The sequence below is a fragment of the Tropicimonas isoalkanivorans genome (assembly GCF_900112335.1).
GTDB lineage: Bacteria > Pseudomonadota > Alphaproteobacteria > Rhodobacterales > Rhodobacteraceae > Tropicimonas > Tropicimonas isoalkanivorans.
This window is the reverse complement of sequence record NZ_FOLG01000003.1, coordinates 366,341-379,150: the sequence shown is the minus strand read 5'-3', so window position 1 is coordinate 379,150 and position 12,810 is coordinate 366,341. Positions and strand designations below refer to the sequence as shown.

Below are 12,810 nucleotides of genomic sequence, written 5' to 3'. Positions count from 1 at the left end.
TACATGGATTTTCCGCGTGAGCATTGGGCCCAGATCGCGTCGACGAACCCACTGGAGCGGGTGAACCGGGAGATCAAGCGCAGGTCCGACGTCATCGGCATCTTCCCGAACGACGAGGCCATCGTCCGTCTCGTCGGCGCGCTGATGCTCGAGACCAATGACGAATGGACGGTTGCACGGAGATACATGTCTCTTGAAAGCCTGGCGCGTGTCACCGACACTACAACCGTTAGGCTGTCCGCCGTGGCGACCTGATCAGCCTTGGACCTCTCCGAAGGTCGGCGCTCTTACACCATCTCTCGGGGCACTACCCGCAAGGCGTGGGAGCGTTTCGTGACGTCTTCAAGTTCGCCGGAGGCTCCGGCAGGAAATGTGCGAGACGTGATCGCGGAATCCTGGAAGCGCAGCGTAGCGTCCGGTGTCGACGCCGGGCAGCATGGGTCGCGCAAGATTTCCAGCGAGGAAGACGTCAACCGGCGGCGCCAGTTGAGCGCGCAATTGCGGGAAGCCGCCTTTCAGGCCTTTGGCCGGCTGGCTCCACACCTGAAGAACGCCAACACGATCCTGATCCTTGCGGATGAACTGGGCGTGATCATCGACGCGATCGGCGATCCGGCCGTCATGGAGAGCGGGCAGGACATTCACCTGGAGATCGGTGGAGTCTGGAGCGAGGGCACAATCGGGACCAATGGTATCGGAACGGCGCTCAAGACCGGCCAGCCGACCTACGTGCATGCCGCCGAACATTTTGTCGAAGGCGTGCAAGCCTGGACCTGCGCCGGTGTGCCCATCCGCGACCCGATCGATCAGTCCGTGATCGGTGTCGTCGACCTTTCCGGGCCGCCGCAGATCTTCAGGGAGCACAATCTGGCGCTCGTTATGGCGGCAGCGCGGGAGATCGAGATCGCATTGGCCGAACAACAGCGCCGCGACCGGACCCTGTTGCTTGAGGCGTTTCTCATGTCGGACCATGGGCGTGCGAGCGACAGCGTCATCCTGCTGGACAAGACCGGGCGCATTCAGTTCCGGCGCGGCCTTGATGACATGCTCTTTTCGCGGCCGGACAAACTGGCCGTCGGGCGTAAGCTGTTGCCGGAGGTCGAGGATGTCGCCGGCTTGGACCTTGGGAAGATACTTCCGCCGGAACTGAAGCCGAGGGGGCTGGAGCGGCTGAACTTCGAGGGCACGTATCGTGGTGCCGCGCTCTTCCTGAACAGCGACCCCGTGCGGCAGACCGCGCGGCAGCAGCCGCGCCGGATCAAGCCGAGGTCGGGCGTCGCGGAATCCGAGGTTGTCATCGTTGGGACGGCACCGAAGATGCTGGATGCCATCGAACTTGCGGAACGGGCGGCGGCGGCGAATGTCACCGTTTTGATCCAGGGCGAGACCGGCGTTGGAAAGGAACTGTTCGCCCGCCTCGTTCACAGTCGCGTGCCGGGAAAGGACGCGCCCTACGTCACGGTCAACTGCGCCGCGATTGCGCGCGATCTGATCGGTTCCGATCTTTTCGGTTACGTCGAGGGCGCGTTTACCGGTGCCGCGCGCGGGGGGCGCCCTGGGAAATTCGAGCTCGCCGATGGCGGCGTTCTGTGCCTCGACGAAATCGGCGATATGCCCATTGAAATGCAACCTTATCTGCTGAGGGCCCTCGAACAGCGTGCGGTTTATCGGATTGGAGACAGCAAGCGGCGCCCGGTCGACGTGCGGCTTGTGGCCATGACCAACCGGGATCTCCGGAATGAGATCACCAATGGCAAGTTCCGGCGCGATCTTTTTTACCGGATCGGCGTGGTCACAATCGAAGTGCCGCCCTTGCGGGAACGCGGTGAGGATCTCTTGTTGTTGATCGAGCACTTCTGCCACTTGTTCGCGCGAGAGACTGACCGACCGCCGCTCCAGTTCACCGAGGAGGCGATTGCACACCTCCGCAATTACCGTTGGCCGGGAAACGTTCGGGAGCTCCGCAACGTAGTCCAAAGGCTGTTCGTCCTAACGACGGATTCGCTGGTGACGGGTGAAGACCTTCCGCCCGAGATCCGGGACGATTTTTCGGATCGGCGGGCAGAAGACGACTCAATCACGAACATCCTGAGTGGAAATTCCGGCGACCTCGAAAGCATCGAGGCCTGTGCCATTCGCAGGGCGTTGGTGGCGGAAAAAGGCAATCTGACGAGGGTCGCGGCGGTTCTCGGGATTTCCCGGCCTACGCTCTATCGCAAGCTCAAGCAGTATCACATCGAGCGGCGCTGATGCCCCCCCCGCAGGACTGCGGGCGTTTGATGCGGCACTGAAGGGAGGCCGTCACCGCAATCGACCGATCTGGTTCTTCACATTCCGCATCGGAGTAGAGGATTCAATGGGGGCCACACCTGGAACTTTCGCCAGATACCGGTCAGGAATGCCTCGAATTCGCTTTGTGATAGCGAAGTCGATTGGCCCGGGCAGGGGGGGGCCTTGTTGCGCAAACGTGGAGCTAGGGATTCATCTCGTGAATCCAGTGTGGTAGCTGGCCTGCATGAGCAGACCCATCCCGCCGAGCTACAAGCCCAAGAACTGGCCGGCCTACAGCGAAGCGCTGAAGCAGCGCGGCTCCCTGACGATCTGGTTCGATCCGGACATGGCCTGGGTGCCGCCGCCGACGGGCAAGCGAGGCAGGCAGCCGCAGTATAGCGATGCCGCGATCCAGACGTGCCTGACGATGACGGTGCTCTTCGGCATGGCGCTCCGTCAGACGACCGGGTTCGTGGAGAGCCTTCTGCGGCTCATCGGCCTCGGTTGGGCGGTGCCGGATTTCAGCACGCTGAGCCGGCGCCAGAAATCCTTGGCTGTGAGTATCCCCTACCGGGGCTCGCAGGGGCCGCTGAACCTGCTGATCGACAGCACCGGCATCAAGGCGGAGGGCGAAGGCGAGTGGCACGCGCGCAAGCATGGCGGCTCGAAACGCCGTCTATGGCGCAAGATCCACATCGGTGTTGACGAACAGACGCTGGAGATCCGCGCCATCGAGGTCACCAGTAGCAACGTTGGGGACGCGCCCATGCTGCCCGAGCTTCTCGACCAGATCCCCGCTGATGTGGAGATCGCCTCGGTCACCGCCGATGGGGCCTACGACACCCGCAAGTGCCATGACGCCGTCGCCGACCGCGGCGCCCATGCCGTCATACCGCCGCGCAAGAACGCCAAGCCGTGGAAGCCGTCGACGGCCGGCGCGATCGCCCGGAACGAGGCCCTCCGCGCCGCGAATTACCTCGGTCGGGCAATCTGGCGAAAGTGGAGCGGATACCACCGCCGAAGCCGCGCCGAGACGAAGATGCACTGCGTGAAGCTCTTGGGGCAGAGCCTCATGGCACGCGACTTCGATCGCCAGGTCCCCGAACTCCAGATCCGCGCCGCCGTCCTGAACGGCTACACCGCGCTCGGCATACCTGTCACGGAGCCCGTCGGATAAGTGCGTCCGGGGAAAGGGGAGGTCCGGACTTCACCCACTTTGCGCAACAAAGCCGCGGGCTTATCCTCAGCAGCTCAGCCCAGAATTAGAATTTTAACCTTGGGCAAAAAAGCAACTGTTCCCGCCGCGGCAAGGTACAGGCGGGAACGGGGCGGTCATCGGTTAATGTGTCTTGAGGTTGTCGTAGATCTCAGTCTTCAAGCGCGCTGTGTATTCGTCCCACTGTGCTTCGGACCAATCGCCTTCACCGATTTCCGACACGATGCCCTGCCACTTGTCGCGTGCGGCAAGGTAGGCGTCCACGATGGCTTGGGGATCCTCGACGCCGCGGTCCTGGGCCGTTGCGACGAGGTCGGGGATTTCGGCGGCCCGAAAATCCTGGATTGCCTGGACGAGTTCGAGTCCCGCCTCGCTGATCGTTGCGCCCTTTTCCTCGCTGGAGATCTTGAGCGCGCGTCTTTGGCGGTCGATGGCGTTCCATTCGTAGTCGCGAATGCTTTCGGCGGCACTGTCCCACCAGGCATTCTGCTGTTCGGGAGTGAAGCCCTCCCAGACGTCCTTGTTGATCGCGACGAAGCCGATCGACGCGAAGGTGCCGAGCGGGGCCATCGTGATCTCCTTCGCGACATCCCAAAACTGGCCGGCCTCAAGGTTTCCGGCATCCAGCAGCGTACAGTCCAGCGACCCACGCTGCAGGCCTTCGTAGATCTCGCCGTAGGTTGCGTTGACGGGCGTCGCCCCAAGCGAGGCCACGGTGCGGGACATCACACCGGTGCCCCGGATTCGCAGACCCTTCAGGTCGTCCGGGTTCGTGATCTTCTGATCGGCGCAAAGGAAGGTGTAGTTCGCAGTCGACGTGTTCTGGAAGATGACGACGTTGTGTTCGTCCTGCTCTTTTTTGCATTCCGGGCAGTTCAGCAGAAGCACTTCACTGGTCGCGGCAGCCGAGACGCGGGCGTCGGATCCGTAGAGGTCGCCCAAAAGTGACAGGGCGGGCACTTCGGACGGCGTGTAGGAGTAGATCAGGATCGTCGCGTCGATTGCGCCGCTGGAAACGGCGCCAAGCTCCTTGTCGCCAGCAGCCAGCACGCCGCCACCCATGATCTTGAAGGTCTGCTCTCCATCCGTCGCCTCGGTGATACGATCGAAGAAACGTTTCGCGACGTAGCTGTTGTCGGAATGGGTGTCCTGCGTGTGCGATCCGTAGATCAGTTCGGCCGCTGAGGCCGTGCCAGCGAAAAGCGCGAAGGCGGCTGTCGCCGCCAACATTGTCTTGAGTGTCATGTCAATCCTCCCTTGGAGCATTTTCTCGGGTATGCGCCTAGCAACCCGAACTTTTCGCGGGTGATCAGACGAACTTCACTTCCGTAGGACCGACATTGTTGCGAACGAACGCCTCCTCCAACATCGCCTTGAGGTCATCCGTCGAAAAAACACATATGTCGCAAGTCGGGTCACCCTCGCTTCCATATTGGACTGTCGCGACGGTCCCTTCGGTGCCAACTAGCGTCAGGCTGACGCCCATGGAAGCGACCATTCTTTCGAACTGGGCGACGACGTCTGCAGTTGTCAGGCTCATGGATTCTCCTTTCAGAAAGGAAGCTGTATGGATCTTCGGCCTCCAATGTCCCGCAAGGCGGTCACGAGGCCGGGGGGAAGTGTGACACCGGAATCGGCCCGGGATCGCCGCGCGGTCGATTCCGGATCGCCCGGGACCAGCACCGGCAACGCCGGATCGGCGGGCGGCGAGGCGCGCAGCCGTTCGGACATGGCGGCGACGGACTCCGGAAAGCCGCTCCGGAAACGGGCTGGGTCGATGAGCAGATAGAACTGGCCGACGTCGTCGCGGGGCGCATTGTCCGGCCGCTGCAGCGTCCAACTGGCGCCGGGCAGCAGGGACGACAGAATCTCGACCATCGTGGCAAGGCCGTAGCCCTTGTGCACACCATGCTCCGGCGTCGCGCCAAGCGGCGTGACCCGTGCGTCGGCCAGAATGGCCTCAGGATCGGTCAGGGGCCGACCCTGCGGATCGACCGCCCAGCCTTCCGGCACTCGGCTGCCGCGCCGTTGTGCGAGATGCACCTTGCCGAGCGCCGCGGTGCTTGTCGCGATGTCCAATAGCACCGGTTCATCCTCGGCCGACGGCGCGGCAAAGGCGAGGGGGTTGGTGCCAAACACCTTTTCGATGCCACGGGCCGGGATCATGTAGGGATCCGCGACAGCAGACGTCGAGATGCCGATTATCCCGCGTCGCGCCGCCCGGTCGGCATAGAAGCCCGCTGCGCCGTAATGTGCGGCGTTGCGCACGCCGATGGCCGACAGGCCGAATTCGGCCGCAAGCGTGCATCCCAGGTCGATGGCGCCAATCCCGGCAGCGTGACCGAGATTGCCCATAGCGTCTATCGTGGCAGTAGCACCATTGATCCGTGGCTCTGCCGGGACGGCCGTCGGGTCTATCCGGCCGGCGGTCACCAGCGTGTCGTAATATGGCAGCATTCCGATGCCATGCGTGTCGATTCCCGAGAGGTCGGCCCAGTGCAGTGCCTCGGTCGTCGAATCGAGCGCTTCGCCACGCAGGCCAAGGCCCACCAGCATCGTCTTGGTGAGATCCCGGAGATCGGAGGCAGAAAGGTGGACAATCTGTTGCATCAATAACCTCTTTCGCGGTCAACTGGGCAGGGGGGTGGCGCGCCGCGCTCCGCGCGACGGCAGGCTTCGGCGGCATCGGGGGCCAGCTGGCCGGGTGTGGCACAGACCGCGCTGTGCGGCGTCAGCAGGATGCGCGGATCGGCAAAGAACGGGTGGTCCGCCGGGGGCGGCTCCTGCCGGAGTACGTCCAGCGTGACCCCCTCTAGGTGACCGGCATTGAGGGCCGGCAAAAGGTCCGCTTCGACCAGGTGGCCGCCGCGTCCGGCGTTGATCAGGAACGCACCCGGTGCGAGTTGCGCGAAAAGGTCGGCGTTGAGAATATCCGTGGTCGCAGGTGTCAGCGGAAGCAGACAGACCAAGTGGTGCAGGTCTGCGAGGAACGCTGCCAGCCCATTGGCACCGGAGTGACAAGCCACGCCCTTGATGGACTTCCGGGTCCGGCTCCAGCCGCGGGTGCGAAACCCGACCATCGCCAACTTCCGCGCCGCATCCGCACCAAGCGCGCCAAGCCCCATCACACCAACCGCCACGTCGCCGGCGCGGGGCCAGAGCCGCCAGCGCCACTCGCCGCGTGCCTGCTCGTCCTGAAGTTGCGAAAGCCGACGGTGCTGGCGCAGCACATGGAGCAGGACGTAGTCGCTCATTCCCTCCGCCTGCACGGCGCTGGAAATCCGACCGATATGGACGCCGTCGGGCACCAGCCTGGGCACCATCAGTCGCTCGACCCCGGCGCCCAGCGAAAGGACCAGCGACAGATTTGGCAGCGTCTCCAGAAAATCCGGCACCGCCAACCAGATCAGGACGGATCGCACCGCTTCGGGATCTGGTCCAACGCTGGTGCGAATGTCCAGATCCGGCGCGGCGGCGCGGAGAGCCGTCACGAACGGCTCGGGGACGTCATGTGCAAGTACGGACATTCTGGTCTCGGCGATGGGACAGATCGGCAACGGCGGATCAGCAGGGGGACGCGGTCGGCATGGCTCGACCCCCGTTCCCCTGCCGCGCGGGTCAGATGTCGCCGACCCGGCGCGTCACCGAATAGGTGCCGCCATCATGCCAGGTGCTCCATCCCGCATCGCCACCTGTGACGAAGATGTCGAAACTCTCTGGCGCGCCGTAAAGCGAGATTTCGGTGTCAGGCTGTTCCCACATCCATTGCAGATGCGGGTGCACCGTTTTGAACAGTTCCGGCGTCTTGTTGAGCATGGCTTTCCGGAACGGCAGGCGGGAATAGTGGTACAATTTCTCGCGCAGCGTTTCGAGGCTCCAGCCGGCGCGGTGGAAGACCTGCGCGTGGTCCGGGCAGAGGATCAGCAGATTATCCGGGTCGCCGCGCCAGACGGCCGGCAGGTTGTCGGCGCCCTTGTGTGTCGTCAACCAGGCCGCACCCATCGCGTTGGCGGCCGATGACATGGCAGAGCCGAAGGTCTCGGCCAGCAACTCCGCGTCCTGGTTCTGGAAATCGTAAAGGCAGGTCTGCGAGAATGGCGAGTTGATCGTGACGGTCGATTCGTCTTCGGCGTAGCCCTTGACCATCCGATAGGGAGCCCAGGGATTGCGAGCCTGGTTCTCGGCGACGCAATAACTGAACTTCATCGTCGTGCCGTGCGTGTCCATGTCCGACACGCCCGGATAGGACAGGCCGATGTTCATCATGAACAGCCGCGCGGCCCGCCCGATGGCGACGTTGGCGGCGTTCTGGCTGCCCGGTCCGATGGACGCGATCCCGCAGTTCAGACCCAGCTCGTCGACCACCGGCCCCGACACGAGGATTACCGGCGCCTGCGGCCCGGTCGACATACAGACCCCCCGAAAGCCCGCGCGATAGTCAAGGAAGGCGTCGACGATGGCCAGGAGCAGAGGCATCATCGCGGGCGTACAACCGGCCATGACGGCGTTGGCGGCAATCTTCTCGACCGTGGCCAGGCCGAAGCCGGGCTCCAGCAGGCCAAGCACATGATCGCCCGGCTTTCCCGAAGCCTCGACCATGCGCGCAACCTTTGCGGGTGTCGGCGGCACGAGTGGAAAGCCGTCGCTCCATCCCGCGCGGACAAAGGCGGACTGCATCGCGTCGAAGGCCTCCATGAGGTCGGCCCCGTCGTAGGAAAGCTCCCGTTCGTCGACCGACTCGCGGTTGATCCGCTTGAAATCCAACGTGGCAGTTGTCGGCGTTTCGGTGAAGCCGCGGATGATCTGGTCCATCGCTGCATCGACCATCGCGTGGATGCGGTCAGGGCTGTTGTTGGTGAAGCACTCGGGCACTTCGCTGATCACCAGGTCCGGCACGCCCCAGACGTTGGCGCTCCAGTGAGCGTCCTCATGAAACTGCTTCGCGGTCCAGGCGATGGCGGGTGTTCCGCGCTGTTCGATGCCGCACATGTCGTGGATCAGCCAGGACGTGCAGGACCCGCAATCGGCCGATGTGCCGACCACTGCATCGCATTCGCGCGCCATCGCATCCAGCTGCTCGTCCGACGCTCGCCGCAACACGCCGCCCATGGCCCCCAGGTAATCCCGGAACTGCACGTCGGGATAGAGCTTTTTCAGGTTGGCCTTGGTCCGCTCCAGCGCCTGGTTGCCCTGCTGCTTGCCGTTCCAGAAAAAGCCGATGATCTTGCCCTCCAGAGTATCGAGCCGGGGGGCGGCGGGATGGCGCACCATCTCGGCGGTCTCGACCTTCTGGCGGGCGATGGGGTTGACGATGGACAGGCTGGCGGTTTGGCCGCCAGTTTCGCGCAGGGTGACGTTCATGTGATTTCCTCCTGGGTCGAAGCACAGTCTGCGGCACGGAAATTGAACGCGCAAATGTTCCTTTATTGTCAACTTGATCGCATCAAGGTATCACATCGAGCCATGGAACTCCGCCACCTCCGTACCTTCGTCGCCATCGCCGAATCCGGCAGTTTGCGCCGGGCATCCGAGAGGCTGCATGTCGTGCAGCCCGCGCTGTCGCGGACCCTTGCCCAGCATGAGGAAGAACTTGGCTTTGCGCTTTTCACACGCGAGAAACGGCGGCTGAGAATCACACCTGCGGGCGCGGCCTATCTGGCGGATGCCCGCCGGCTTCTGCGCGAACTGGAACTCGCGGCAGAGCGCGCGCGGCGGCTGGCGTCGGGGCAGGAGGGGCTGTTGCGTGTGGGATTCCACGAGACCGCGGCGCGCTCGCGCAAGGTCACCAAGTCGCTGCGGCGATTTCGCGAGGACTGGCCGGCGATCGAACTGCGTCTGCATCAGGCGCCCACGCCGGTCCAACTGGCCCAGATCGAGGCGGCAGATACAGATGCCGGTTTTGTCTATGCGCCCGAGGACCTGCCCGACCGCTTCAGCGCCACAAGGATCGAGCGGCATGACCTCTTCCTGGCGCTTGCCGAAACCCATGCCCTTGCCGGGGAGGCGGTAGTCTCGCCTGCGATGTTGACGGACGAGCCCTTCGTGGGACTGGCGCGCGAGGTCAATCCCGGTTTCTTCGACCTGCTTTACCGCGCCGCAAGTGCGGCGGGGCTCAGGCCGCGCGTCGTGCAGGAAACCGAGGGCGAATGGGCGACGATCAACCTGGTCGCCGTTGGACTGGGGGTGGCGCTGGTCGTCTCCGGTACCCCGGAAAGCTGGGTGCGCGGCGTCGTTCTTCGGCGGGTAGGGGGGCTGGAACTGAAGCTGGATCTCGCCCTTGTCCGGCTGGCAAACGGAGCGTCGCCGTTGGTGTCCCGCCTGGAAGCCGCCGCCTTGATGGGCTGATGCCCATGCAGCATGTCCATCGGGAAAGAAAATGGCGAGGCGATGCGCCGCCTCGCCGCCTGTCTCATTGGGCCGGCGTGGCCAGCTTCCGCTCCAGCCGATCCACGATCTCGGTCTGAACCGCATCCTGATAGGCCTGCCATTCCGCATCGCCCCAGTCGCCGGTTCCTATGCCGTCGACGATTTCCGTCCACTTTGCCACGTTGTTCGTCAGCATTGTCAGTTCGGCATCGACATCGCTGACCCCGCGCGCCGTCGCCTGATCGACGATCAGCCGAAACTGCTCGTTCACGATCGCGTCCATACGGACGCCGAAGGACGGATCGGGATCGACGAATTTCACGCCTTTCGGCTCGAACTCGGCCCGCGCCGCCTCGTCCGCCTTGATGTATCCGCGCGAAATGTCGGTGAACCCCTTGGCGAGGTAAGAGAAAATCGCGTCCTTCGCCTCGGGCGACACATCCTGCCACGCGTCCTGCCCGAATGTCATCAGGCCAGTGTTGTAGGACACGCCAAAGGACTGGTTCACCACCACCGACATGACTTCGCCGAAGTTGTAGGTCTTCAGCCACGAGACGGAACCGCTGTCGCAGTTGATGGCGCCGCGCTGAACGCCCTCGTAGGTCTCGGTCGACTGCATGTTCAGCGGTGTCGCGCCCAGTGCCGCGGCCGCCTGGGCGACGCCGGCCGAGGCCCGCATCTTGACGCCCACCATCGCTTCAGGCGTCAGGGGCTCAATGCCCCGGCACATCAACTTGAACGGCGTCGTGGAATAGACGAACAGCGGCACCACACCGGCCGCTTCGTATTCGGCCTGGCAGCGCTCGCAGTCCAGCAGGTAGCTTTGCGCCGCGGCGGCGGTCATCACCCGGTTATCCTTGCCGATCAGGGACAGCGATCCTAACGCGGCGGTCACAGGCCAGACGTCGGGCGTGTAGTTGAAGTTGACGAGACCCAGTTCGACAGCGCCGGACTGGACGGCCGACAAGGTTTCGCGAATGCCCGCCAGCGCGCCGGCGGTCACGACCTTCATCGTCGTCTGCCCGTCCGTCTGTTCGGCGATCCAGGCCGCCATCGGTTCCATGACGTCTGTCACGGTCGGGTGCGTCGGGCCGAGACCCGTGTTGTATATAAGCTCGTCTGCCGTCGCGGGCAGGGCTGCGACGCTTGCCGCAAATGCCAGGGCTGTGTTCCTTATGGTCATGGGTCTTCTCCTCCTTCTGTTATGCTTATTGCGCCGCGAGGCTGGCGATCCGCGCCTTCAAGGGGCGTTTCGCGTTCAGGCGGCGGGCGTTTTCGATTGCCAATGCGACGATGCGCTCTGACGATCTTTCGGTCTCGGTCCCGCCGAGGTGCGGCGTCACCAGCGCGCCCGGCGCGCGCCAGAGCGGATGATCCGGCGGCAGGGGTTCCGGGTCCGTCGTATCGATGCCGGCGCCGAACAGGAGGCCGGACCCGAGTGCGTCGACCAGCCCGTCGGTGTCGAGGACCTCGCCGCGGGCGATATTCACCAGGCGTGCCCCGCGTGGCATCAGGGCCAGCCGCCGGGCATCGACCAGGTGCTTGGTTTCCGGAACCAGGGCCACCGCGACGAAGAGGATCTCTGTCTCCGCCAACACTGCGTCGAGGTCTTCGAGCGGTCGGGTCTCGCCTACGATGCCGTCCTGCCGGGGAGAGCGGTTCAGCGCCACAACGTGGGCATCGAAGGCGGCAAGGCGGCGGGCGATGGCCTGCCCGATGCTGCCATAGCCAAGAACAGTGGCGCGGGCGCCTTCGAGCGTGCCCATGCTCTCTGCGATGGGTGGAGCCCACCGGCAGGCTTGCTGACTGGCGACCGCCACCGGGATGCCGCGGTACAGCGCCAGGGCAAGCGCCAGGGCATGTTCGGCCACGTTGGCCGTGCGCCCGTTGCCGGCGTTGGTGACGGTCACGCCGAACGGAACGCCGTGGGCCGCCAGGTTCTCGAACCCTGCGGACAGCAGCTGCAGCCAGCGCAGCGACGGCGTGCGCTCCAATGCGTCCGCGAGAGCGGCGTCGTACAGGCTGTTCATCGTGATCAGCCCGGTCGCGCCTGGCAACGCGGCGTACAGCGCTTCGGCGTCCGCCGGCACAACGACTTCCGACACGAAGGGCAGGTCTTCCAGCGCCCGCGCGATCCGGTTCCCGAGGGGCAATTGGCTGCGAACGACCAGTTTCATGGGTTGTCGGCAGACGGTCCGCTGCCCTCCTTGAGGGAGGCGGTGAAGAAGAGGGCTACATTGCGGACGTGGCGGCGAGCAGCGGCTTCGGCAGCGTCGGCGTCCATCGTAAGGACAGCATCCATGATGGCGCGGTGATCGCGAAGCACGCCCGGTCCCATCGCGCGGGGAGCGTGGGAAAACGTGCGCATGAGGACCGTTAGCCGCCGTTCCAGCCCCAGAAGCGCCGAGGCGAGATAGCCGTTGTCGTTGCCATCGCGCAGGATGCCGTGGAACTCGAGATCGCATGCAATGTGCGCTTCGACATCCTGCGCGTCGATGGCTGCCTCGTGGCGTTGGAGCAGGGGCCGCAGACGGGCGCGCCCATCTTCGGAAAGTTGGGTGGCGGCAAGACGCGCGGCCATGCCGTCCAAGGCCTCGCGGAGCTGAAAAAGGGCGCGGATATCATGCTCGTCGCCGGTTACCACCACGACCCCAAGCCTCGGACGGCTTTCCACGATGCCGTCGCGTTCCAGCACCAGCAGCGCCTCGCGTGCCGGTGTCCGCGAAATCCCGAGCCTGCGCGACAGTTCGGGTACGGACAGCCGATCTCCGGCAGCGATCTCTCCGGACAGGATGGCGTCGCGAATGAGGTCGGCGGCCCTGGCTACGAGGGATTCGGAGGCGGAAAGAGTGGCAAGCGAGGTCATCGGGCATCCCCTGTGTTCGGAAAATTTCTGCATATTACATGCATGCCACAAAAGATCGATGCTGCGTCGAAGATTCCTATGCCTTCAGGCC

12 protein-coding genes are annotated in these 12,810 nt (G+C 64.3%); 4 read left to right on the top strand and 8 right to left on the bottom strand.

Going from position 1 to position 12,810, the window contains the following annotated elements:
• From BM075_RS08930 to BM075_RS08920, 3 genes are all read left to right on the top strand, one after another.
• Positions 1 to 255, top strand: a 255-nt coding sequence (locus tag BM075_RS08930; RefSeq protein ID WP_177208301.1) for a transposase, incomplete at its 5' end; no start/stop codon positions are given.
• A gap of 126 nt (positions 256 to 381) precedes the next feature.
• Complete coding sequence (locus tag BM075_RS08925) at positions 382 to 2,250, top strand: sigma-54-dependent Fis family transcriptional regulator (protein WP_245758792.1); 1,869 nt, start codon at positions 382 to 384, stop codon at positions 2,248 to 2,250.
• 265 nt (positions 2,251 to 2,515) lie between these two features.
• The gene (locus BM075_RS08920) at positions 2,516 to 3,448 is read left to right on the top strand and encodes an IS5 family transposase (RefSeq protein ID WP_093360314.1); all 933 of its coding nucleotides are present in this window, start codon (positions 2,516 to 2,518) and stop codon (positions 3,446 to 3,448) included.
• A gap of 162 nt (positions 3,449 to 3,610) precedes the next feature.
• On the opposite strand, the gene BM075_RS08915 is transcribed toward BM075_RS08920, so the two are convergent.
• From BM075_RS08915 to BM075_RS24410, 5 genes are all read right to left on the bottom strand, one after another.
• Entirely contained in the window at positions 3,611 to 4,732 is a 1,122-nt protein-coding gene (locus BM075_RS08915; protein WP_177208300.1) for a C4-dicarboxylate TRAP transporter substrate-binding protein, read from the bottom strand.
• Between the two features lie 64 nt (positions 4,733 to 4,796).
• The gene (locus BM075_RS08910) at positions 4,797 to 5,027 is read right to left on the bottom strand and encodes a hypothetical protein (RefSeq protein WP_093360312.1); all 231 of its coding nucleotides are present in this window, start codon (positions 5,025 to 5,027) and stop codon (positions 4,797 to 4,799) included.
• Between the two features lie 11 nt (positions 5,028 to 5,038).
• Positions 5,039 to 6,097: an Ldh family oxidoreductase gene (locus BM075_RS08905; RefSeq protein WP_093360311.1), complete on the bottom strand. Its 1,059-nt coding sequence runs from the start codon at positions 6,095 to 6,097 to the stop codon at positions 5,039 to 5,041.
• Positions 6,097 to 7,014, bottom strand: coding sequence for a 2-hydroxyacid dehydrogenase (locus tag BM075_RS08900; protein WP_093360310.1), 918 nt, complete (start codon positions 7,012 to 7,014; stop codon positions 6,097 to 6,099). The genes BM075_RS08905 and BM075_RS08900 overlap by 1 nt, the downstream gene beginning before the upstream one ends.
• A gap of 91 nt (positions 7,015 to 7,105) precedes the next feature.
• Positions 7,106 to 8,848 (bottom strand): UGSC family (seleno)protein, encoded by a 1,743-nt coding sequence (locus BM075_RS24410; RefSeq protein WP_177208299.1) that lies wholly within the window; start codon positions 8,846 to 8,848, stop codon positions 7,106 to 7,108.
• A gap of 102 nt (positions 8,849 to 8,950) precedes the next feature.
• Here BM075_RS24410 and BM075_RS24405 point away from each other — a divergent pair, with 102 nt between their 5' ends.
• Positions 8,951 to 9,832, top strand: a complete 882-nt coding sequence (locus tag BM075_RS24405; protein WP_177208298.1) for a LysR family transcriptional regulator — start codon at positions 8,951 to 8,953, stop codon at positions 9,830 to 9,832.
• A gap of 64 nt (positions 9,833 to 9,896) precedes the next feature.
• On the opposite strand, the gene dctP is transcribed toward BM075_RS24405, so the two are convergent.
• The 3 genes from dctP to BM075_RS08875 are packed head-to-tail and all read right to left on the bottom strand — an operon-like array spanning position 9,897 to position 12,719.
• Positions 9,897 to 11,036 carry a TRAP transporter substrate-binding protein DctP gene (gene dctP / locus BM075_RS08885; protein ID WP_093360307.1) on the bottom strand — a complete coding sequence of 380 codons (1,140 nt, stop codon included), beginning with the start codon at positions 11,034 to 11,036 and terminating at the stop codon, positions 9,897 to 9,899.
• Between the two features lie 25 nt (positions 11,037 to 11,061).
• A complete protein-coding gene (locus BM075_RS08880; RefSeq protein WP_093360306.1) occupies positions 11,062 to 12,030 on the bottom strand; it encodes a D-2-hydroxyacid dehydrogenase in 969 nt (322 codons plus the stop codon).
• The gene (locus BM075_RS08875; RefSeq protein WP_177208297.1) at positions 12,027 to 12,719 is read right to left on the bottom strand and encodes a GntR family transcriptional regulator; all 693 of its coding nucleotides are present in this window, start codon (positions 12,717 to 12,719) and stop codon (positions 12,027 to 12,029) included. The genes BM075_RS08880 and BM075_RS08875 overlap by 4 nt, the downstream gene beginning before the upstream one ends.
• Positions 12,720 to 12,810: the final 91 nt, after the last annotated feature.

Bases quoted from the DNA above. Each gene is read 5' to 3' on its own strand.
- BM075_RS08920 (WP_093360314.1), top strand. From the start codon at position 2,516: ATGAGCAGACCCATCCCGCCGAGCTACAAGCCCAAGAACTGGCCGGCC.
- BM075_RS08915 (WP_177208300.1), bottom strand. From the start codon at position 4,732: ATGACACTCAAGACAATGTTGGCGGCGACAGCCGCCTTCGCGCTTTTC.
- BM075_RS08910 (WP_093360312.1), bottom strand. From the start codon at position 5,027: ATGAGCCTGACAACTGCAGACGTCGTCGCCCAGTTCGAAAGAATGGTC.
- BM075_RS08905 (WP_093360311.1), bottom strand. From the start codon at position 6,097: ATGCAACAGATTGTCCACCTTTCTGCCTCCGATCTCCGGGATCTCACC.
- BM075_RS08900 (WP_093360310.1), bottom strand. From the start codon at position 7,014: ATGTCCGTACTTGCACATGACGTCCCCGAGCCGTTCGTGACGGCTCTC.
- BM075_RS24410 (WP_177208299.1), bottom strand. From the start codon at position 8,848: ATGAACGTCACCCTGCGCGAAACTGGCGGCCAAACCGCCAGCCTGTCC.
- BM075_RS24405 (WP_177208298.1), top strand. From the start codon at position 8,951: ATGGAACTCCGCCACCTCCGTACCTTCGTCGCCATCGCCGAATCCGGC.
- dctP (WP_093360307.1), bottom strand. From the start codon at position 11,036: ATGACCATAAGGAACACAGCCCTGGCATTTGCGGCAAGCGTCGCAGCC.
- BM075_RS08880 (WP_093360306.1), bottom strand. From the start codon at position 12,030: ATGAAACTGGTCGTTCGCAGCCAATTGCCCCTCGGGAACCGGATCGCG.
- BM075_RS08875 (WP_177208297.1), bottom strand. From the start codon at position 12,719: ATGACCTCGCTTGCCACTCTTTCCGCCTCCGAATCCCTCGTAGCCAGG.